Annotated in this window: 20 protein-coding genes and 1 tRNA gene; 7 read left to right on the top strand and 14 right to left on the bottom strand. The window is 63.2% G+C overall.

Annotation, left to right across the window (positions count from 1 at the left end):
* Positions 1-33 precede the first annotated feature (33 nt).
* Positions 34-297 (bottom strand): hypothetical protein, encoded by a 264-nt coding sequence (locus BVU17_08280; GenBank protein ID AUG47511.1) that lies wholly within the window; start codon positions 295-297, stop codon positions 34-36.
* Between the two features lie 151 nt (positions 298-448).
* Here BVU17_08280 and BVU17_08275 point away from each other — a divergent pair, with 151 nt between their 5' ends.
* From BVU17_08275 to BVU17_08265, 3 genes are all read left to right on the top strand, one after another.
* On the top strand, positions 449-1801 hold the full coding sequence (locus tag BVU17_08275) for a phosphoribosylamine--glycine ligase (GenBank protein ID AUG47510.1): 1353 nt from the start codon (positions 449-451) through the stop codon (positions 1799-1801).
* A gap of 112 nt (positions 1802-1913) precedes the next feature.
* The gene (locus BVU17_08270) at positions 1914-3356 is read left to right on the top strand and encodes a potassium transporter TrkH (GenBank protein AUG48873.1); all 1443 of its coding nucleotides are present in this window, start codon (positions 1914-1916) and stop codon (positions 3354-3356) included.
* Positions 3353-3925 (top strand): acetyltransferase, encoded by a 573-nt coding sequence (locus tag BVU17_08265; GenBank protein ID AUG47509.1) that lies wholly within the window; start codon positions 3353-3355, stop codon positions 3923-3925. Before BVU17_08270 ends, BVU17_08265 begins: the two co-directional genes overlap by 4 nt.
* Before the next feature lie 8 nt (positions 3926-3933).
* Here the strand turns inward: BVU17_08265 and BVU17_08260 are convergent, their stop codons facing one another.
* The 4 genes from BVU17_08260 to BVU17_08245 all read right to left on the bottom strand — a co-directional run bounded on the left by BVU17_08260 (position 3934) and on the right by BVU17_08245 (position 7975).
* Positions 3934-4728 carry a mechanosensitive ion channel protein MscS gene (locus tag BVU17_08260; protein AUG47508.1) on the bottom strand — a complete coding sequence of 265 codons (795 nt, stop codon included), beginning with the start codon at positions 4726-4728 and terminating at the stop codon, positions 3934-3936.
* A 2-nt stretch (positions 4729-4730) separates the two neighbouring features.
* Positions 4731-5540: a hypothetical protein gene (locus BVU17_08255; GenBank protein ID AUG47507.1), complete on the bottom strand. Its 810-nt coding sequence runs from the start codon at positions 5538-5540 to the stop codon at positions 4731-4733.
* A 72-nt stretch (positions 5541-5612) separates the two neighbouring features.
* A complete protein-coding gene (locus BVU17_08250) occupies positions 5613-6932 on the bottom strand; it encodes a cobyrinic acid a,c-diamide synthase (GenBank protein AUG47506.1) in 1320 nt (439 codons plus the stop codon).
* A 2-nt stretch (positions 6933-6934) separates the two neighbouring features.
* Positions 6935-7975, bottom strand: a complete 1041-nt coding sequence (locus BVU17_08245; protein AUG47505.1) for a TIGR00303 family protein — start codon at positions 7973-7975, stop codon at positions 6935-6937.
* 86 nt (positions 7976-8061) lie between these two features.
* Between BVU17_08245 and BVU17_08240 the strand changes: the two genes are divergently transcribed.
* A complete protein-coding gene (locus BVU17_08240) occupies positions 8062-8286 on the top strand; it encodes a hypothetical protein (GenBank protein AUG47504.1) in 225 nt (74 codons plus the stop codon).
* Between the two features lie 363 nt (positions 8287-8649).
* On the opposite strand, the gene BVU17_08235 is transcribed toward BVU17_08240, so the two are convergent.
* Positions 8650-8751: transfer RNA gene (locus tag BVU17_08235), tRNA-Gly, on the bottom strand.
* Positions 8752-8959: 208 nt separating this feature from the next.
* Between BVU17_08235 and BVU17_08230 the strand changes: the two genes are divergently transcribed.
* On the top strand, positions 8960-9280 hold the full coding sequence (locus tag BVU17_08230) for a cupin (protein AUG47503.1): 321 nt from the start codon (positions 8960-8962) through the stop codon (positions 9278-9280).
* Between the two features lie 39 nt (positions 9281-9319).
* Here BVU17_08230 and BVU17_08225 read toward each other — a convergent pair whose 3' ends face one another.
* Complete coding sequence (locus BVU17_08225; protein ID AUG47502.1) at positions 9320-11146, bottom strand: succinate dehydrogenase; 1827 nt, start codon at positions 11144-11146, stop codon at positions 9320-9322.
* A 247-nt stretch (positions 11147-11393) separates the two neighbouring features.
* On the opposite strand from BVU17_08225, the gene BVU17_08220 reads away from it, so the two are divergent.
* Positions 11394-12743 carry a PAS domain-containing sensor histidine kinase gene (locus tag BVU17_08220; GenBank protein ID AUG47501.1) on the top strand — a complete coding sequence of 450 codons (1350 nt, stop codon included), beginning with the start codon at positions 11394-11396 and terminating at the stop codon, positions 12741-12743.
* Positions 12744-12894: 151 nt separating this feature from the next.
* On the opposite strand, the gene BVU17_08215 is transcribed toward BVU17_08220, so the two are convergent.
* From BVU17_08215 to BVU17_08195, 5 genes are all read right to left on the bottom strand, one after another.
* A complete protein-coding gene (locus BVU17_08215; GenBank protein AUG48872.1) occupies positions 12895-13662 on the bottom strand; it encodes a hypothetical protein in 768 nt (255 codons plus the stop codon).
* A gap of 285 nt (positions 13663-13947) precedes the next feature.
* Entirely contained in the window at positions 13948-14835 is an 888-nt protein-coding gene (locus tag BVU17_08210) for a succinate dehydrogenase (GenBank protein AUG47500.1), read from the bottom strand.
* Positions 14836-14838: 3 nt separating this feature from the next.
* The gene (locus BVU17_08205) at positions 14839-15204 is read right to left on the bottom strand and encodes a succinate dehydrogenase (GenBank protein AUG47499.1); all 366 of its coding nucleotides are present in this window, start codon (positions 15202-15204) and stop codon (positions 14839-14841) included.
* Entirely contained in the window at positions 15204-15623 is a 420-nt protein-coding gene (locus BVU17_08200; GenBank protein ID AUG47498.1) for a succinate dehydrogenase, cytochrome b556 subunit, read from the bottom strand. The genes BVU17_08205 and BVU17_08200 overlap by 1 nt, the downstream gene beginning before the upstream one ends.
* Before the next feature lie 99 nt (positions 15624-15722).
* Positions 15723-16745 carry a deacylase gene (locus BVU17_08195; protein ID AUG47497.1) on the bottom strand — a complete coding sequence of 341 codons (1023 nt, stop codon included), beginning with the start codon at positions 16743-16745 and terminating at the stop codon, positions 15723-15725.
* 112 nt (positions 16746-16857) lie between these two features.
* Here BVU17_08195 and BVU17_08190 point away from each other — a divergent pair, with 112 nt between their 5' ends.
* On the top strand, positions 16858-18210 hold the full coding sequence (locus BVU17_08190) for an ATP-dependent carboxylate-amine ligase (protein ID AUG47496.1): 1353 nt from the start codon (positions 16858-16860) through the stop codon (positions 18208-18210).
* A 26-nt stretch (positions 18211-18236) separates the two neighbouring features.
* On the opposite strand, the gene BVU17_08185 is transcribed toward BVU17_08190, so the two are convergent.
* Positions 18237-18848, bottom strand: coding sequence for a 3-methyladenine DNA glycosylase (locus BVU17_08185; GenBank protein AUG47495.1), 612 nt, complete (start codon positions 18846-18848; stop codon positions 18237-18239).
* Positions 18849-18893: 45 nt separating this feature from the next.
* Positions 18894-19451: a serine O-acetyltransferase gene (locus BVU17_08180; protein AUG47494.1), complete on the bottom strand. Its 558-nt coding sequence runs from the start codon at positions 19449-19451 to the stop codon at positions 18894-18896.
* Between the last annotated feature and the right edge of the window lie 222 nt (positions 19452-19673).

The raw sequence follows: 19673 nt of genomic DNA, 5'->3' as shown, positions 1-19673 counted from the left end.
GGTGAAAAGGAACGCGACGCCGGCAGCGAGGACTTACTCGCCGGCCAGCCGGATTCCACGGGCGATGACGTACATAAGGACGACACCGGCTCCGACGGCGAGGATGAACTCACCGAGCAGGGCCAGTACTGCACCCGGTACGGACCCCTCCGAACCGAAGAACACGATGGCGTAGGGGAGGAGGCTTCCGGCGACGAAGACGCCAATGAGCTTCGCGAGCGGAACGGCCTCCGAGAGTATCTGGGCCGTGTCCAGCTCTCCTGTTGTGGGGTCGATAAATGGGCGGGGCGGGGACATGTACCCGTGTGTCAGACGGTCGGGTAAAGTAGCTCCCGGTCTCCATCCAGCGACCTGTACGCGAGCGCACTCGAAACAGAAACGACCGCCACAGTCAGCGAAAACCGGCGAAAAGACAATACTTACGTGAGAGCCAATCCGGCCTTCGGGTATGTCAGAGACAGTGCTGCTCGTGGGTGGCGGTGGCCGGGAACACGCGATTGCGCGCTCGCTCGCGGACTCGCCTGGGGAGCTGTACGCCTGTGCTAGCAACCGGAACCCGGGTATCGTCGCTCTCGCCGACGGCTTCGAGGCACTCGACACGACCAATCCGAAGGCCGTGACGACCTACGCCCGGGAGGTCGACGCCACGCTGGCGGTTATCGGACCCGAGGCAGCCCTCGCCGCTGGAGTCGCCGACGCGCTGGACGACGCCGGCATCTACACCTTCGGGCCACAGGAGCAGGAGGCTCGTATCGAGACAGACAAGGCGTTCCAGCGCCGGTTCATGCGGGAACACGACATCCCCGGCTGTCCGGACTTCGAGACGTTCGAGGACATGGACGCCGCCTGCGAGTACATCGACGAGTACGACGGTGACCTCGCGGTCAAGCCCGCCGGTCTCACGGGCGGCAAGGGGGTCCGCGTCATCGGCGACCAGTGCACCGCCGAGGAGGCCAAGGAGTACCTCCGGAACGCCGACTACGACCGCGTCGTCCTCGAAGAGCGACTCGTCGGCGAGGAGTTCACCGTCCAGGCGTTCGTCGCCAACGGGCAACTGCGCGTCACGCCCGCCGTCCAGGACCACAAGCGCGCCTACGAGGGCGACGAAGGGCCGAACACCGGCGGGATGGGGAGCTACTCCGACGCCAGCCTCCATCTGCCGTTCATGGACGAGGACGACTACATGGACGCCGTCGATGTGCTCCGTGCGACCGTCGACGCCCTCGACGGCTACAAGGGCGTCCTCTACGGGCAGTTCATGCTCACCGAAACGGGACCACGCGTGGTGGAGTTCAACGCCCGCTTCGGCGACCCCGAGGCGATGAACACCCTACCAGTCCTCAACACGGATTTCCTTGACGTGCTGACCGCCGCCCGCGACGACGACCCGCTCCCGCAACTGTCCTTCCGCCCGCTGGCGACTGTCTGTAAGTACGCCGTTCCGGACGGCTACCCGACCGACCCTGACGCCGGGGCGAAGGTGACTATCGACGACGATGTCATCGCGAGCGTCGTCGAGGAGCACGCCGACCAGTCCGGTGACGCGAGCGACACCGCTCCCGAGGCGCTGTTGTTCTACGCGAGCGTCGACGACCGCGAGGACGGTATCTACACCACCACCTCCCGTTCCTACGCCGTCGTCGGCCTCGCGGAGACCATCGCGGATGCGGAAGCCATCGCCGAGGAATCGCTGGAGCGCGCCGGCACCGAAGGCCTTCGGGTCCGCCACGATATCGGCAAAGACGACCTCGTTCAGCAGCGCATCGACCATATGGACGACATCCGCGGCGGTGCGGACTGAGCGCGTGGTTGCAGCGTCAGCGGTCACGTGGTGGCGGCCTGCCGGACGGTGAGTTGCGGTGGCACTGACAACCGTCGATATCCGGTCCGCGCTGAACGTCCTCGGGGCTATCATGCAGTGGCTAGCCGTTCCGCTGGCGATTCCGGTGGTCGTGGCCCTGCTCTACGCCGAGTCGCCGTGGCCGTATCTGGTCACGATAGCAGTCACTCTCGGCGTCGGCAAAGCGCTGGCCCGGTTCCAGCGCGAACACATTCGCGACCGTGAGGCGTTTCTCACGGTGTCCCTGGCGTGGTTGACTATCGCTGTCGTCGGTGCGATGCCGCTGTACATCGAGGGCACAGGAGTGTTTGCCAGCCCAGTCAACGCCCTGTTCGAGGGGATGAGCGGCATCACGACCACCGGCGCGACGGTCATCAGGGACTTCGACGCTCACTCGCAGGCGCTGCTCATGTGGCGGCAGGTCCTCCAGTGGCTCGGCGGGCTGGGCGTCCTGTTGCTTGCGACGGCCGTGCTGTCGCGGCTCTCGGTCGCGGGCGCACAGCTCATGGAGACCGAAGCGCGGACCGAGAACGTCACGAAGCTCACTCCCGGTATCGAGCAGACGGCGCGCATCCTCGGACTGCTGTACCTGGGACTGACCGCAGGGGCAGCGCTAATTCTCGCTGCGCTCGGTGCCAGCGGTCTCGCGCCCGGGATGACGCTTTTTGACGCAGTCGCACACGCGTTCACCGCCATCGCAACCGCCGGATTCTCTCCGCGAGCCGAGAGCATCGGCGCGTTCTCGCCGGCCGTCCAGTGGGCGGTCACGCTGTTTATGATCGTCGGCGCGACGAACTTCGTCTTGCTGTATGCGCTGCTCCGTGGCGACACCCACAGACTGCGCAATAGCGAGGAGTTCCGCTTTTATCTCGGAATCCTTGCTGTCGGCTCAATGCTTGTTGGTGGCTTGCTGGTACTTGACCAGGGCGTCACTGGCGGTGTCGGGGACACTGTCCGACACGCTGTCTTCCAGGTCGCCGCTATCGTCACAACGACCGGGTTCGCCTCGACGGATTTCAATACCTGGTCTGCCGGGGCCAAGAACGTCCTCTTCGTCATGATGTTCATCGGCGGGATGGCCGGCAGCACCACCTGCTCTATCAAAACGCTCCGCTGGCTCGTCGTCACCAAGTCCTTCTGGCGGGACCTGAACGTCGCGGCCCATCCACGGAGCATCCGCCCAGTACGGCTCAGTAACGAGGCTATCAGTGAAGACACTGTCCGCGACGTGTACGCCTACACGTTAGTGGCAATGGTGTTTTTCGTCATCGGAACTGTTCTCCTCGTCGTCGATGGGGAGCGCTCTGGGGCGCCGATAACCGAGTTCGAGGCCCTCAGTGCCGCCGCGTCGATGTTTTTCAACATCGGCCCCGCGTTCGGACAGGCCGGCCCGTACGGGACCTACGAGGGCTTCGCCCGGTCGAGCAAGGTATTGATGATACTGCTGATGTGGGTCGGCCGAATCGAAATTGTCCCCGTGCTGGTGATGCTGACGCCGACGTTCTGGACGCGGTGACCGCCGGCGAGCCGACGGGTTTGATTATCGCGGCCCCGTACACGACGGACGTGAGTGGTCCACGACACGACCGGCTGCGCCAGCACCCGACGCCCGGCCCGTACAACTCCTTATTCCCGTGGCCGGACGGTAAACACCCGCTCCGGGTGATGGTCAACTACGTCGTCATCCTCGTCTGTCGCATCTCGCCGAGCCTTCGGCTCAAGAACTGGCTGCTGTCCCGGCTGGGCGTCACCGTCGGCGACGGCGTCGCGTGGGGCCTGGAATCGACGCCCGACGTGTTCTGGCCCGAACTCATCACTGTCGAGGACCACGCCATCATCGGCTACGACGCGACGCTGCTGTGTCACGAGTTCCTGCAGGACGAGTACCGAACCGGCGAGGTCGTCGTCGGTGAGCGGGCGATGGTCGGTGCGGGCGCGGTTGTCCTTCCCGGCGTCGAAATCGGTCCGGGCGCACAGGTCGCGGCGAACTCGCTCGTGGCTGACGACGTGCCGCCGGAAACGACCGTCGCCGGTGTTCCGGCCGAGCCGCTGGGCTCGGACGACACAGCGACCGAAGAACCGTAACACAGCGCTTAGCTCCGGATACGGACGATACCCGTATTGAACACCCGCTTGTTCGGGATTATGTACTCCTCACCGTCGCTTTCGATACGCGTGACGAGAATGTCCACCTCCTGAACGATGCCGCTCTGGTCGCCGATGACGATCTCGTCCCCGATGCTGTATGGCTCTGTCAACAGGAGGTAGAGACCGGCCGCACCGGCCTGCAGGATGTCTTTCAGCGCCAGCCCGCAGACGAACACGAGCCCGAACGCGTACGCCCCGAGGAGAATGAGCAGGGCGAGGGTCTCGACGCCCAGTTGACCGAGCGCGATGAGCACTGCCAGATAGAAGATGCTGTACTTGACGACTTCTGGCAACACCGTCGCCTCGGGCATCTTGACGCTGCGCAGTCGCTCGGAGACGATGAGCTTGGCTTTATCGCCCGCAATGAGGCCGATGATGACGGCGAACAGGGCGATAAACAGATCGGGCAGGAACGACGTGAAACGGGCCCAGTACAGTTCCGGGTCGGTCAGTTGTGCGATGTTGAGGACGGCAGTGACCGTCGTGATGTAGATGAACAGCGCCGCCAGATTCGAGACGATGCCGACCGTCGATGTCCCGAGCCCTCTCGCCGTCCGCTCGAATGGGGTTCCCTCTACTGCCTCTGGGACGCCGAGTTCGCGCATAAACCGCCGGGAGGAGCGCCAGACGAGATAGCCGAGGACGATACCGACAGCCAGTACCACGAGCGAAAGGATGAACGTTCCCTGCGGTGAGAACACCTGCCGGATGATCGTCGCCCAGTCGAAGCCGAGCTGCATCCTCAGTACTCCTCGGGGTCGATTTCGAGGACTAGCTCCCCGCCTTTGAACGCCCGTACGAGCCCGTCGCTCTCAGAGAGAACGATAGCCGTCGCGGTGGTGTCACGGGTGATCGCGCCCGCCGCCATGTGCCGCGCACCGAGTCCTTTGGGGATGTCGACCCCCTCCGCGGAGGGTTCGAGATACCGATACGCGGAGACGATTTTGCCGGCGTCTGAAATGACGAACGCCCCGTCGAGCCGCGAGAACTCCTTGAGCATCACGTTGACGATGGGGTCGCCGACGTGGACGTGGGACTTCTCGAAAGGGTTGTACGACAGCGGCCGGGACTTGTTCATCACCTTACCGGCGTCGCCAACGACGAACAGTGCACCGACCGGCTTGCCTTTCTGCCCCTTCTTTCCGAGTTCGATAGCGACCTCGAAGACGTCGCGGACGACGCTTGCGTCTGCCCGCGAGTTGACGAACATGTCGTACACACCAGAGGGCGAGAAGTCGTTCGTCTGAACCCGGACGAGCGTGTTCTCGGCACCGTCCAGCACTTCGGTCACGCAGAGGACCTCGTCGCCCTCGTCGACGATGCCCTGCTCCAGTGCGCCTTCGATACCGAAGCGGAGGCGGCCTTCGAGGTCGGTGAAATCGATGGGTAGCTCGACGAACGGCTCCGCATCGAGGGTGTTCTCCGGGCCGACAACGACGATTTCTTCATCGACGTCTGCGAACTCCTCGAAGAACGACGCGTTCGGGGAAAACAGGAACACGGCGTCGACGTCTGCGACCAGGTCTCCGAGCAGGTCGCGCAACTCGTTCATTATCAGAACGATGCTGTCTGTCGAAAAAAAGGTTGCGGGCAGTCAGCCGCGCGTCCGACGGCAGGCCCGCCGTCAGATGTCCGTCGAGGGCACTGCCAGTAGACGGTCGAACGCACCGCTTTCTCCGTGGCAGTGGCAGTACGTGCCGACGGTGTTGTACTCTGTGAGACCGTCGTGTTCGCCGTCGATACCATCGCCTCGAACCATTTCGAAGGCGAACGACGCGTCACTGTCGAGGGTCGCAGCTGAGTAGTGGAACTCGTGGCCGCGGCGGTGTGTCCCGGACCCAGCCACGACAGAGTCTGACTGCGCCGCTAGCTCTACGTGGTCGAGCGCCTGATACCGGTCTTGCATCTCGATGTCCGCGGGGAGGACTCCGGCCATCTCGTGGGTGTCGCCGCCGGTCGTCGTCAGCGACTCCGACAGCGCCATCAGGCCGCCGCACTCGCCGTAGATGGGGACACCGTCGGCGGCACGACTGGCTAGCTCGTCGAGTGTGCCGCTGGCTTCGAGCGATTCACCGTAGAGCTCCGGATAGCCGCCGGGCAGATATATCGCGTCGGCGTCGGGGACTGGGTCGCCGGCGACCGGCGAGAACGGCTCGACGGTCGCCTCGGCACGGAGCCGTTCGAGTACCGAGGGGTAGGTGAAACAGAACGCGCTGTCCCGTGCGACGGCGACCCGACGGTCGGCCAGTGAGCCGTCAGTAGTCGTCCTCGCCGTCTCGACTGCCGGCGGTGTCCGGGCCACGTCGACAAGCCGTTCGACATCGATAGTCTCCGCCGCTGTCGAGAGCGCGTCGCGGTCTAAGCCGGCCTCTGTGCCCATGTGCAGTCCGAGATGCCGGTCGGGAATCTCCAGGTCCGACATCGGCGGAATCCGGCCGAAGTAGGTGAGGTCCTCGGGGAGCGCGTCCCTGATACCGTCGGCATGCCGGCCGCCGTGGGCGCGCTGTGCGAGGATGCCGACCACGTCGATGTCAGCGCCGATGCGGTCGGCGTACCGTGCGAACCCCAGCGCCGTTGCGGCGACGCTCTCCATCCCGGCTTTTGCATCCACGACCAGAACGACCGGGAGGTCAAGCCCCTCGGCAACGGCTGCCGTCGACGTCTTCGTCCCATCGTAGAGCCCCATCACGCCCTCTACGATGCAGATATCCCCTGTGCCGCGCCAGTAGGTGCGACACATACCAGCCTCGCCAGCGAGCCAGGGGTCGAGCGTCCGCGAGGGCGTGTCCACGAGCGCCTCGTGGTGGCTCGGGTCGATGAAATCCGGGCCAGCCTTGGCCGGCTGGGGCTGATACCCGGCGTCTTCGAGCGCTGTCAGAGTCGCCAGCGTGGCAACGGTTTTGCCGACGCCGGAGCTTGTGCCGGCGAGGACGACCCCGTCCATCCTCACGTCCCCTCCTCGGCCGTCGCTGAGGGCGCGTCGCCGATCAGGTCGTCGTAGAGGGCCCCAAACCGGTCCCGTACCTCTGCCATCGGGATGCCGGCGCGGTCGGCTAGCGCCAGCGCGCCGCCCATTCCGACCCCTTCCTTGGCCTCGCCGGCGACGAACCGCTCCATCGCGACGTGGTCGCTCTGGTCGAATCCGGGGTCCGTTACCGTCAGGTCGATATCGAGCCGAGCAGCGGAGGCTCGCACGTCGGCACTCTCGTCGTCAGCTACGTAGCTCGTCGTCGCCAGTCCGAGCGGTCCCTCGTAGCCGCCGTGGCGGACCAGCGCAGCGACCGCGATGCACTGGCTGCCGCCGGCGAGTGTCACGGCGGTATCGCTCTCGACGGCTCCCGCGGTCAGACCAGCGAGCGTTGCCAGAACGGGGTCACCCATCCGGCGGACCGCCCGTTTCGGTTCGTTTGCGGCGTCACCCGGTGACAACGAACTGGCTTGGAGTCCCTCGGCGACCAGTTTCTCTTTCTGTTCTGTGGGATTCTCTGGAAGCGACGATGAGACCATCCCGTCCTCACCCAATGCCCGGAGGACGCCGAGGGCCGTCGTTGTCCCGCCGGGAATAGTCTCGCCAAGATACAACTCGTCGGCCGGGAGCGCCTGCCCGAGCTGTCGGGCGGCCGCGAACGCCCCGTGGGCCGTCGACACCGGGTCTTGCTCTGCGATGTCTTTTCCCGGACGTGCGCCGACAGCGACCGTTGGCGCTCCCGTTCGCTCCGCCAGTCCGCCGTCAATAACTGTGGTATCAAACCCCAGGACTTCTCGGACAGCCCGTGTCACCAGTGCCGGCGTCGGACAGCCGCTTGGACTGACTGGTGTCACGTCCGTCCGGACCGGACTGCCGTATGTCACCAACTCTGCATCCGCCGCGGGCGTTACTGACATGAGCTCGGGATCGGCTCCAGCGGCGCTGATACCCGCCCGACTTGCGGTTTCCGTGGTTCCTGCGACGAGTGCAAAGCGCGTTCCGACACCGGGTGAAGTCATTGTGATTGTATTACCACAAATAAACTTTAATACCTTGGTGACGGGGTGGCGCATGATTTATGACGCACGCCCGCGGTTGCCCGAACATGGACGACTTCGACGAACTCCGCTCGTCGTTGACGCCGCGCGAGGATAACGAGGCGATCGCTTCGTACCAGAACACGACGGCTGTAGCCTGTCCGTCCTGTGAAGAGCCGTTCGACGATATGGTCGTCTGCAAGCAGGAGTTCACGTCGCTCAATCTCGATTTCGAGATGGACCTCTGTACGACCATCAACGACGGGAACGTCGTGCTATTCACCCACAAGTAACTGGTCGAAACCGGGACACGTCGCTGTTGTTTCTCTCTTTGTTATCTACGGCGATGGCGTGGTGCCCGGTACTGACGGCCTGACGAAAAATCAGATCTGATAATCTCGGCGGTGATTTTTTATACATCTCCCCGCTTTGTTCCAGATAGGCACCGTACTGGTGCCGCACCACCCCCACCCCCCACCCCCACATTCCTTACCTTTCCACTTCCTGTGAGCCGCTAGCTCCCACGCCAACAGTTCGTAGCTCCCAGCCGCCCCTCCGGTGTGTGCAGTAATTCTGGCCAGCCCAACTATCAGGGCTGAGCCGCCGGTGTGGCACATCGAAGCCGGTCGCATCCGCTCACGATGAATGACGGAAAATGGAAGGGGCGGGAGTCGAACCACGCGGAGCCCTTTGCGGGGTAACCACCAACCGATTCTGGCATGTTGGCTGGTAGCGCTCTACCACTGAGCCACCCTTCCAAGCTACCTAATATACGTTCCTGACAACCAAGTAAGTGATGATTCCGGGTGTTTCCCCGCGCAACGCTCCCGGCAGTCGAGTGATGTTTAGCCGGGCGTTTGCTGGACCATTGTGGTACCGTCTATCGTCGGAGCGGTATCTGTCCCTTGCCTATTCCTATCGGATCCACAACAGCTTATTTCATGCTGGCCGACGACAGTATTGGACGTGAGCTACACGAAAGTCAACTACACCGACGTGGAACCGGTCGCAGATGCGATGCACTTCCTCCGGGACCCGCTGGACTGTGAGCAGGTTGGCGTCACTGTGCTGGACTGTGAGGCTGGCTGGACCGGCAAACCGCACGACCACGCCGACGAAGGTCACGAAGAGGTGTACGTCCTCGTCGAGGGAACAGCGACTGTCGAGGTTGACGGCGACGAGGTGTCCCTCGAAGCCGGCGACGCAATCAGGCTTCCGCCGGAGGCGGAGCGAGCGATCCACAACGGCGATACTGAGAGCACGTTTATCCTCGTCGGCGCGCCCTGAAACTCGCACAAACAGATAACCCAGGCGGTGGGCAGGTCGTCAGTACGACCGGACCTTCGGTTCGTAGGTCTCTTCGTCGCCTTCGAGGATAACGGGCTTGTAGTACAGTTCCGGCTGGCCCTCGTTCCATGCCAGCATCGTGTGCTTGATCCACTCGTCGTCCTTGCGCTCCTGGTGTTCGGCGCGCCAGTGTGCGCCGCGGAACTCCTCGCGGGCAAGTGCGCCGAGCGTGATGGCCTCGGCCACGTCGAGGATGTTGCGCGTCTCGATGGTGTGGATGAGGTCCGTGTTGTAGGTCCGGGAGGGGTCCTCGACAGCGACGTTCTCGTACTCCTTGCGGGCTTCCCGAAGGTCCCGCAGGGCCTTCTCCAGGCCCTCCTCTGTCCGGAACACGTTGACGTTCTCGGTCATCGTCTCCTGGACATCCGCGCGAACTTCAGCGTGGTTGATGCCGTCGGACTCGATGAGGGTTTCGACGCGCTGGCGTTCCTGCTCGACGGTGCTTTCGAGTACCGCCGTCGGTTCGACAGCGGCCCCGTCTGCGGCAACGTCGCCGCTACTGGCGTCGATTGCGCCGGGTTCGACCGGTGGCTCCACGTCGCCAGGCTCGCTTTTGGCGGAGGGACCAGTCTCGATTTCGGCGGTTTTCATGTCCTTGCCGGCGGCGTGGTGGCCGGCGCGAGCGCCGAACACGAGTAGTTCCGGCAGGGCGTTGCCCCCGAGTCGGTTCGCGCCGTGTAGCGACACGCAGGCGGTCTCACCGGCCGCGTAGAGGCCGTCGATGCACGTCTCGCCGTTCTCGTCGGTCTCGACGCCGCCCATGGCGTAGTGCTGGCCGGGCTTGACCGGCATCGGCTCCTCAAGGCCGTCGACGCCCTCGAAGTCCTCCGCGAGGTGGAGGATGTTCTCAAGACGGTCGAGAATGCGCTCCTCGCCGAGGTGGCGCATGTCGAGGTCGACGTACTCGTCCTCGACGCCGCGGCCCTCGTTGACCTCCGTCAGTTCGGCCCGGGCGACCACGTCGCGGGAGGCCAGTTCCCCCTCGTTGTTGGCGTAGCCGTGCTCGAACATGAACCGCTCCTCGTCGTCGTTGTAGAGGATGCCGCCCTCGCCGCGGACCCCTTCGGAGATGAGCACGCCTGTCGACGGGAGCGTGGTCGGGTGGAACTGGATCATCTCCATGTCCTCCATCGGGACGCCGGCGCGGTAGGCCATCGCACAGCCGTCCCCGGTGTTGGCGACGGCGTTCGTGGTGTGGTCGAAGGCCTGCCCCAGACCGCCGGTCGCCAGGATGACGCCGTTGTTCGCCCGGAAGCCCTGAATCTCCCCGGACTTGATGTCGTAGGCGACACAGCCGTGACAGACGCGGTCCTCGGGGTCGTCGTGGTCAGTGACCGCAAGCTGGGTCACGTACCACTCGTCGTACACTTCGATGCCGCGCTTGACCGCCTGCTCGTACATCGTGTGCAGGAGGTGGTGACCGGTTTCGGCACCCGCGTAGGTCGTCCGCGGGTAGGAGAGACCGCCGAAGGGTCGCTGGGAGACGCGCCCGTCGTCCTCACGCGAGAAGGGCATTCCCCAGTGTTCGAGCTGGATGACCTCTTCCGGGGCGTCCTTGGCGAAGGTGTCGATAGCAGGGGCATCGCCGAGGTAGTCGGACCCCTTCATCGTGTCGTACGCGTGGAGGTCCCAGGAGTCCCCTTCCTGCAGCGCGGCGTTGATTCCCCCCTCCGCGGCACCTGTGTGGCTCCGAACCGGATGGAGCTTGGTCACGAGGGCAACGTCTGCACCCTCTTCGTCCGCTGCAATAGCCGCCCTGAGGCCAGCGCCACCCGCGCCGACCACGATGACATCGTGTTCGTACATTGTGAGAGTGTCTCTTGGCGTGGTTTCGGCTTAGGATTAGCCAAACTTAAGCCTCCCTGTTGCGTTACCGAGCGTGACGCTTCTAGTGGGCTGTATCCCATTTCTGACACCGGCACGTACTGTCAGTAAAAGTGAATTTTGACCTATCCGATGGAATTATATCACACGCTGTGAATACTTAGGAACCAACTACTGATACTAGAGCAACCGGATAGTCTCAGTACGGCCCCGGCCCGTTTCAACGCTGATGCCAGACCAGTACCTCACGTCAACTGATGATTTCGAAGCGGTGTTAGCAGAAGCACCATCAGTTCTGACAGTTACCGACACCGAACTGGTGATACGGTTCGTGAGTCCGGCTATCGAACGTATATTAGGGTATGATATGGAGTCGCTCGTCGGCACGAACTGGCTGGATCTCGTCCACCCAGAAGATACAGACCGCGTCCGCGCCACACTCGTGGGCGAACGAGAGGACGACGGGACCGAGTACCGGTTCCGAAACGCCGACGGCGACTGGCTCTGGCTCGAAACCATCGTCTCAACGGCCACTGAGACGGACCGCGATTGCCGAGTATTCACCTCCCGCGATGTCAGCGACCGGCCGCGCTTTGAGGCCCAGTTTCACCAGTTCGTCACACACACCTCCGACGTACTCACTGTGTTCGACGAGCAGGGCAGCGTCGAGTACATCAGCCCGTCTGTGGAACGCGTCCTCGGCTACGAGCAAGAGGAAATGCAAGACTCGGACCTCTTCGAGTACGTACACCCGGACGACCTCTCGACCGCGCTCACCGAGTTCGGCCGGATGATAGACGACCCGGGGTACGTCGCTGTCATCGAACACCGATATCGCCACGCCGATGGTGACTGGATCTGGGCGGAATCCCGTGGCCAGCAGGTCGCGAGCGGCCCGCTGGAAGACCACGTTGTCGTTACGACCCGCGATATCTCCGAACGGAAACAGCGCGAACAGGAACTCAAACGACAGAACCAGCGCCTTGAGCGTTTCTCGGACGCTATCAGTCACGACCTCCGGAACCCGCTGGATGTCCTCGACGGCTCGCTCGAACTCGCGCGTGAGACCGGCGAAGAAGCACACTTCGAGCGAGCCGAGCGGAGCATTGACCGAATGTACACGCTCATCGACGACTTGCTCGTACTCGCCAAACAGGGCGTCGACCCGACGGAGATCGAAACAGTCGACCTCGACGCCCTTTCTCAGCGGGCCTGGTCGATGGTCGACACCCAGAACGCGACGCTTGAAACTGTTGCTGACGACAGCATCAAGGCCGACGAAGGCGCGATGCTGGAATTACTTGAGAACCTCTTTCGGAACGCTATCGAACACGGTGGCGACGACGTGACCGTCACCGTCGGAACAGAGCCGTGGGGATTCTACGTCACGGACGACGGCGCGGGCTTTCAGGACGGCACCGCGGACCTGTTCGAACCCGGCTACTCGACGGCCGATGAGGGAACCGGGTTCGGGCTCTGCATCGTCGAACAAATCGTCGACGCACACAACTGGGAGGTCATCGCCACCGACAGCGAAAGCGGCGGTGCGCGCTTCGAGTTTATCTGTTCCGATAGCTGAACGCAGTTCCCCGTTTGGGGCCTTGTCCTGTCCGAACCCACTTTATTTCACCCGGTGTCGCGACGCACCGCTTGCGCGCCACGCTGGCGACGCTGGACGAGACGGTACCGACGAAGCCATCGCAGTCGCCACTCCGCCAGTGTCTCGCAGTTCAGAGTCGCTCGACCTGAACGACTGCGGCCGGTTCGTCCCAGTCGTACACTGCCTGCGGGAGATTCCCAGTCCCTCTGATGCCCGGGTGGGGCGTGATGACCCCGTCCTCGGCGATGTCTGGGTTGCTCTCAGTCGTTCCTTCGGCTTCGCCGCCGAGAATCAGCGTCTTCGCCGGTGGGACCAAGTCTTCAAACCGCTCTGTGTTCTGTTCAGTGCCGGCGTCGTATCCGTTCGCGTAGTAGGTCACTGAGCTGTTTGACTCCTGTGGGAGCGGCACAGTATCGAGGCCAACGAAGCCGTCGTTCGTAGCGATGAGCATGCTGATGAACGTCAGATACCGCGCGCTGGCGTCGGCTTCGATGTGGAGTTCCCGGTAGTACGGGTGGCCCGTGTTGCCCGGGTCGGCCTTCGGGACGACTGGCCCTTCGCCGACAGCCGCCCCGCGAATCGCGTTGGTCGCTTCTATTAGGCCGACCAACGGGTCGAGATTGCCGTTCTCAGCGATTTGTCGCGTCGGCTCGTTCGCCTCGTCGCCGACTGCAAACACCTCGACGCTTGGCCGGTGGACTGCAACTGCCGGCGGCGTGAACGGTTGCCCTTGTGTGAGATTCGTCACTGTTACCCGGTAGGAACGGGCGTTCCCGCCACCGTTGTCGGACTGTGCGACCACCGAAGCGCCGCCCAGCGTGAGCCCGCCGAGTGCCGCCCCGCCCGCACTGAGGACACGCCGCCTGCTCACCTGCCGACTGGCGCTGTCATCGGTCATCGGGATATCCTCCCGCACCATGGTGAATGTGTTGTTCGCATGGAGTGTCCCTCCGGTGAAAATTATTCTGTGCTACTGAAAATTCGTTTCGGCCAACTAGATGGCAAGTTCTTTCGCACTGTCCCAAATGGGGCCAGATTGTCTCTAGAGAGTCTCCAAAGACGGATATATATGAGAGAGCCACGACTCTGTGGTAAACTATACAGACACTGAAATTTTCAGTGCGCGGAGTGAGCGGCTGTGAAAGGCTACATCGGAAAACTACGTCTCAGGGACGTGACGGCGCTACCAGAATTTGAGGTTGTTCTTGACTGCTTCCCGCTTGAGCTCCTGGATGTGCTCTGTCAGCGGGATGTCCTTCGGACACACTTCGGTACAGGAGAACTGGGTCTGGCAGCGCCAGACGCCGTGTTCCTGTTCGATGATACGCAGGCGCTCCTGCTTGCGGTTCTCGCCTTCGCGTTCGTCCATCGCGAACCGGTAGGCCTTGTTGATGGCGGCGGGGCCGAGGTACTCGTTGTCGCCGGCGGCGATGTTACACGAGGACATGCACGCGCCACACCAGATACACCGCGTGGACATCTTGACCTTTTCGCGGTTCTCCCGGGTCTGGCGTTGCTCTTCGAGTTCGTCCTCAGGGAGCTCGTCGGCGTCGAAGTACGGCTCGACGGCCTCCATCTGGTCGTAGAAGTGCTCCATGTCGACGACGAGGTCCTTCACGACCTCCTGATGGGGCAGTGGCTCGATACGGATGGGGTCCTCGAGCTCGGATATCTGCGTCTTGCAGCCGAGTCGCTGTCTCCCGTTGACAAACAGCGCATCGGATCCACAGACGGCCTGCCGGCAGGAGTGTCGGAAGGTCAGCGATGAGTCGTAGTGGTCCCGTGCGTAGATGAGGGCATCGAGGATAGTCATCCCCTTGTGGAACGGGACGCGGAAGTCGTCGAACCGTGGTTCCTGCTTCCCCTCGACTTCGGGGTCATAGCGGAACACCTTCAGCGTGATCGTGTCTTCGTCGTCGAGCGTCTCCTCTTCGACTTCTCGCTGGGCCTGCTCCTGTGCCTGTCGTTCGTCTCGCTGTGCGCGCCGACGGTCACCCGGGGATTCGACCTCGGGCTCTGTCTCCTCGTCGGCCTCCGTTTCGGTCTCCTGTTGTTCGATTTGCGTGCTCATAGTTCAGACGAGGGTCGTCATGGCCAGCGACACGCGGGTCCCCTGCACGACGAGCAGGAGGCCGGCGATGCCGAGCATATATTTGACTGCGTTTTTCTGGGAACCGGTGAGTCCCTGGTTGACCAGCGCGTTGTACACGCCGTTGACGCCGTGGAACGTCGCGGTCACGAGGAACAGCCACATCGTCGCGAAGTAGCTGACCTGACTCATTCGGGCCTGCGTGCCCAGGAACGTGATATCTGCGGCGTGGTTCACGAAGTGCAACAGCATGAAGTGGAACGCGAGCACGCCGATCAGGAACACCGCTGTCAGGCGCTGGAACAGCCAGCGACGGCCGCCGCGGTCAAAGGAGGAGTAGTGCTGTGCCATTAGAGTAGTTTCCCCCCGAGGAACGTCGGCACGCTTGCGACGACGATGGCGCCCGTCAGCACGAGCGAGGCGTAGAAGCTCTTGTCCTGCGATTCCAGCCCAACGCCGAGGTCAACCATCAGCAGTCGAATCCCGTTGAGGATGTGGAAGACGGCGACGGCCAGGAGCCCGACTTCGAGGAACCGGACGATCAGCAGCGATTCGAGGCCGCTGAGCGTGCTGGTGTAGAGGTCGGTGCCTGCCTGTGCGCTCGCCGGATCGACGCCGACCGAAGTGCTCAGCACCGCGATGTGGGTGAACAGGTAGCCCACGAGAACCCAGCCGGTGAACTTGTGGAAGATCCAGGCCCACATCCCGGCCGTGAACTCCCGCCACCGTCCGAAGTCCTCGACGGTGCCGCGATTGTAAGACTGACTCATACACTGGGGGGTTAGTCCGGGGACAGATAGTAGTTTCTACAACGGACGCGTATCGCCGGAATCCTGCCCGAAGACGTTCGTCAATTGACTACTCCGCAGTTACCAATCGTCGTCGTCCGTCCGACGGTTCCACTCGATTGCGCGCTGTGTCCGGTCATCAAGTCTGACAAGGTGACAGAGGGGGTTCCCGGGATACACCAGTGGATTCTCGAGGATGCCGACCAGCAGGCCGGTAAACGGCGCACGCATCAGCGTGTTCTCCGTCTTGAACGGGTTCGCGATCGTACAGATCACGTCGTCTTCATACACCAGGTCGCCGCGGTCGTAGTGCATGTCCACTAAACCGCCCGAGTCCGCCCGTATCCAGGTTTTCTCGCCACTGTCGTCGATGACTGTCCGCCAGCCCGGCCACCGGACCGTATCGGAGTCACGGAGGCCAAACTCCGCGAGCACCGACCGGACGCTCTCCAGTGCCGAGTCGATAAGCGGTCGCTGGAACCGGTGGGCTTCGCCCATCTCTATCGTGATCGTTGGGACGCCCGAATCGCTCAGTTCCCGCCGGAGCGACCCTGACGGGCCGTCAGAGGAGATGATGACGTTCGACGCGAAGGCGTTCGCGACCCGCGCGACTGACGGGTCGTCCATGTCTGCCCGGACATGGAGCATGTTAGTTCGCCCGCGTGTTGACGTGTGGAAATCGAGGCCCACGTCACAGGGGGCCAGGAAGTTCCGGAAAATCTTGTGTGCCATCCGCTTGGCGCTCGTCGAGTCGGGGTCACCGGGGAACGAGCGGTTCAGGTCTCTGTCGTAGATGGGCAGGTATCGCTCCTGTGCCAGAAACGCAGGGACGTTCAGCACCGGGAGACAGATTAGCGTCCCCGCCAGCCCCTCGTGGTCCCACTCGTGGGCCACTTCCCGGACGACCTCGATGCCGTTGAGTTCGTCGCCGTGTGCCGCTGCGGTGAGAAACACTGTCGGACCGGGCCGTTCCCCGTTGACGATGGTAACCGGCATTCGGACGGCATCCCCCAGATACGTCTCGCTGACCGTATAGCGAATGTTGCGGGTCTCCCCCGGCGACACAATTCCCCCGTCGTAGGTGAACGGCTCGGCCTTGCCCATGCACTCACAACACGAGGCGGCTGATAAAACCCCTCCGGCGAGGCAGGTCCGGACTGGCCGTGCCGCATGCCGCATCCGTACACCTATACTGGGGCCGGCAGAAGGCGACAACATGAGCGACCAAGACCTCACAGTGGGTGTTCTCAGTCTCCACTCAAGCAAAGAATCGAAGGCGATTCTGAACGCGGTCGACGAGATGGGCTACGGAACGGAGTGGCTTCGCGCGGAAAACACTGCGGTCAGCGTTGCTGACGGCGAGATGACACTCAACCCAAGTGTCGACGTCGTTGCGAACCGACTGCTGCTGTCAAGCAGCGAACACCCTGCCGAAGGGATCGGACTGGGGATGACCATCAGCCGGCTCGCACCGATGTTGAACGAGCCAATGGCGGCGACGACGGCCTTACACAAGTTTGCGAGCGCTGCCGCATTGGCCGACGCCGGCGTCCCGGTCCCGGACGCGTTGCTCGCGCTGTCGAGCGATATGTTAAACGAGGAGCGGGACCGCTTCGGTGACCGCGCGGTGTACAAGACGGCCATCGGCACTCACGGCGGCGGAACGTGGATGGTCGACATCGAAAACCAGGTCAACGCACAGGTCGGGGGCCGCTACGCGTTCTTACAGGAGTACATGGAACACGACGAGAAACGCCACCACGACCTCCGCGTGTACGTCGTCGGCGACCAGATCGTCGGCGCGATGAACCGCTACGCGCCCGAGGGCGAGTGGCGGACCAACGTCGCGCTGGGCGGCGACGTTGAGGACATGACCGGCAAGCTCCCCGAGCGGGTCAGGGAGATAGCCCTCGACTCGGTGGAGGCAATCGGGCTGGACTACGCCGGCGTCGACATTGTGCAAAGCGACGACGGGTACTACGTGCTCGAAGTCAACCCCACCGCCGGATTCCGCGGCCTGTTCAAGGCAAGTGGTGTCAGCCCCGCTCCCTATATCGCCCAGCTCGCCATCGAGCGCGCTGGCGGGAGTGTCGACGACGAAACTGTCGAACGGCTCTCGGACCGACTCGACGACTCCAAGCCCGCGTGTACGCCGAAAAAGCCACAGCCGCAGGCGCAGGAGAACGTCGTCGTGGGCTACATCGAGGAGGTCGTCGTCACCGGGACCCAGGGGACCAAGTCCGTCCTCGCGAAGTCCGACACGGGTGCGACCAGAACTAGTATCGACGCCAAACTCGCCGCGGAAATCGGAACGGGACCGATTCTCGACATCGTGAAAATCAAGTCCGGGAGCCTCAAGTCCGGTCGGTCGCGCCCGGTCGTCGACCTTGTCGTCGGTGTTGGCGGGACCCAGCACACCGTCACCGCAAGCGTCGAAGACCGCGGGCACATGGACTACCCGTTGTTGCTGGGACGGGACATCCTCAAGCACTATCAGGTCGACGTGACCCGCCGTGCCGACGACGAGTCAGACGTGGAGACCGAAGAAGAGGAACAGAGCGAGGAGTAACCGTTCGCACCAGATTCCGAACCGGCTCAGTCCTCGCGCACTTCGGCGACGCTCTCGGAGATATCCTCGCTGGCCCGCCACAGATACAGGCTCGCGTAGCTCCGATACGGCGACCACCGCTCGGCGTACTCGCGCATCTCTGCGCGGCTGTACCCCTCTCCGACGACGGCTTCGAACCCCTTGCGGATGCCGAGGTCGCCGACCGGGAACACGTCTTCGCGGCCGAACGCGAACAGGAGTTGCATATTTGCAGTCCAGTCGCCGACACCCGTAATCGCTGTCAGGGCCTCGCGGATCTCCTCGTCACTGGCGTCCGCGAACGTCTCCAGCGAGTAGCCATGGTCCAGAAACGTGTCGGCGACCTCGTTGACGTAACGAGTCTTCTGCCGCGAGAGACCAGCATCCCGGAGCACCTCGTCATCTGCCTCTCTGATGCCCGCCGGCGTCACGGTGACGGCGTCGAACAGCCGCTCTCGCGTTGCGGCGGCCGACGCCATCGACACTTGCTGGCGGAGAATCGAAACGACGAGTCGCTCAAAGAGGTCTGATGCGGGGTCAAGCGTGAGTTCGCCGTGTGCCGCGACCAGCGGCCCGATGTCGGGGTCCGCACGTAACGCCTCGTGTGGCGAGTCACTCATGCTGCTGTGGTACTAGCTCGACCGAAAAGAACGTGTCTGTCCCTGTTACCCGTCGGCGATGATAGGGTCTGGATTCGGTGAAGTGACACCGTCCGCACCGACTGGTTCCGCCGGGTTGCCGACGACTGTCGTCTCCGGCGCCACGTCGTCAACGACGACAGCGCCAGCGCCGACGGAGGCGTTTTCTCCGACGGTAATCGGTCCCATTATCGAGGCGTCAGCACCGACGGTCGCGCCGTCTTCGACTGTCGGGTGGCGCTTCTCCCGTCGCATGGACGTGCCGCCGAGCGTCACGCCGTGGTACAGGAGCACGTCGTCGCCGATCTCGGCCGTCTCACCGATGACGATACCCATCCCGTGGTCGATGAATACGCGGTCGCCGACCTCCGCGGCGGGATGAATCTCGACGCCTGTCAGGAACCGCGTGATGTGGGAGACGAGTCTGGCGAGCAGCGTCCAGTCGTTGGTCCAGAGCCAGTGCGCGACCCGGTAGGCCCAGATCGCGTGCAGGCCGGGATAGGTGAGCGCGACCTCTATGGCACTGGTCGCCGCCGGGTCCTTTGCGAGTGCTGTACGGATATCCGCTTTCAGTCGGTCGAACATTAGTGTAGTGTGGGGGGAGCGTATCGTCTGCACACGAGACAGTCGGTCGTGGTCCGAGTCACCGGGGACAACAACGGCGGCGGGGGGAGCAACCACTGATTACGGTCCGGAGCGGGCGAGTAGCACGGCGTGGGACTCGGTCGCCCATAGTTGGCTACTCTACGTTACTCGGCGGCTTAAAAAGCAGCGGTTGGACTGCTGTCGTTCCTCACTCAACGAGCG

It is taken from the genome of Haloarcula taiwanensis, from assembly GCA_002844335.1.
In the GTDB taxonomy this organism is placed as follows: domain Archaea; phylum Halobacteriota; class Halobacteria; order Halobacteriales; family Haloarculaceae; genus Haloarcula; species Haloarcula taiwanensis.
The sequence above is the reverse complement of the archived record's forward strand: the minus strand, read 5'-3'. Positions and strand labels throughout refer to the sequence as shown.

Coding starts and splice junctions, on each gene's coding strand:
- BVU17_08280 (AUG47511.1), bottom strand. CDS start 297: ATGTCCCCGCCCCGCCCATTTATCGACCCCACAACAGGAGAGCTGGAC.
- BVU17_08275 (AUG47510.1), top strand. CDS start 449: ATGTCAGAGACAGTGCTGCTCGTGGGTGGCGGTGGCCGGGAACACGCG.
- BVU17_08270 (AUG48873.1), top strand. CDS start 1,914: ATGCAGTGGCTAGCCGTTCCGCTGGCGATTCCGGTGGTCGTGGCCCTG.
- BVU17_08260 (AUG47508.1), bottom strand. CDS start 4,728: ATGCAGCTCGGCTTCGACTGGGCGACGATCATCCGGCAGGTGTTCTCA.
- BVU17_08255 (AUG47507.1), bottom strand. CDS start 5,540: ATGAACGAGTTGCGCGACCTGCTCGGAGACCTGGTCGCAGACGTCGAC.
- BVU17_08250 (AUG47506.1), bottom strand. CDS start 6,932: ATGGACGGGGTCGTCCTCGCCGGCACAAGCTCCGGCGTCGGCAAAACC.
- BVU17_08245 (AUG47505.1), bottom strand. CDS start 7,975: ATGACTTCACCCGGTGTCGGAACGCGCTTTGCACTCGTCGCAGGAACC.
- BVU17_08240 (AUG47504.1), top strand. CDS start 8,062: ATGGACGACTTCGACGAACTCCGCTCGTCGTTGACGCCGCGCGAGGAT.
- BVU17_08225 (AUG47502.1), bottom strand. CDS start 11,146: ATGTACGAACACGATGTCATCGTGGTCGGCGCGGGTGGCGCTGGCCTC.
- BVU17_08220 (AUG47501.1), top strand. CDS start 11,394: ATGCCAGACCAGTACCTCACGTCAACTGATGATTTCGAAGCGGTGTTA.
- BVU17_08215 (AUG48872.1), bottom strand. CDS start 13,662: ATGACCGATGACAGCGCCAGTCGGCAGGTGAGCAGGCGGCGTGTCCTC.
- BVU17_08210 (AUG47500.1), bottom strand. CDS start 14,835: ATGAGCACGCAAATCGAACAACAGGAGACCGAAACGGAGGCCGACGAG.
- BVU17_08205 (AUG47499.1), bottom strand. CDS start 15,204: ATGGCACAGCACTACTCCTCCTTTGACCGCGGCGGCCGTCGCTGGCTG.
- BVU17_08200 (AUG47498.1), bottom strand. CDS start 15,623: ATGAGTCAGTCTTACAATCGCGGCACCGTCGAGGACTTCGGACGGTGG.
- BVU17_08195 (AUG47497.1), bottom strand. CDS start 16,745: ATGGGCAAGGCCGAGCCGTTCACCTACGACGGGGGAATTGTGTCGCCG.
- BVU17_08190 (AUG47496.1), top strand. CDS start 16,858: ATGAGCGACCAAGACCTCACAGTGGGTGTTCTCAGTCTCCACTCAAGC.
- BVU17_08185 (AUG47495.1), bottom strand. CDS start 18,848: ATGAGTGACTCGCCACACGAGGCGTTACGTGCGGACCCCGACATCGGG.
- BVU17_08180 (AUG47494.1), bottom strand. CDS start 19,451: ATGTTCGACCGACTGAAAGCGGATATCCGTACAGCACTCGCAAAGGAC.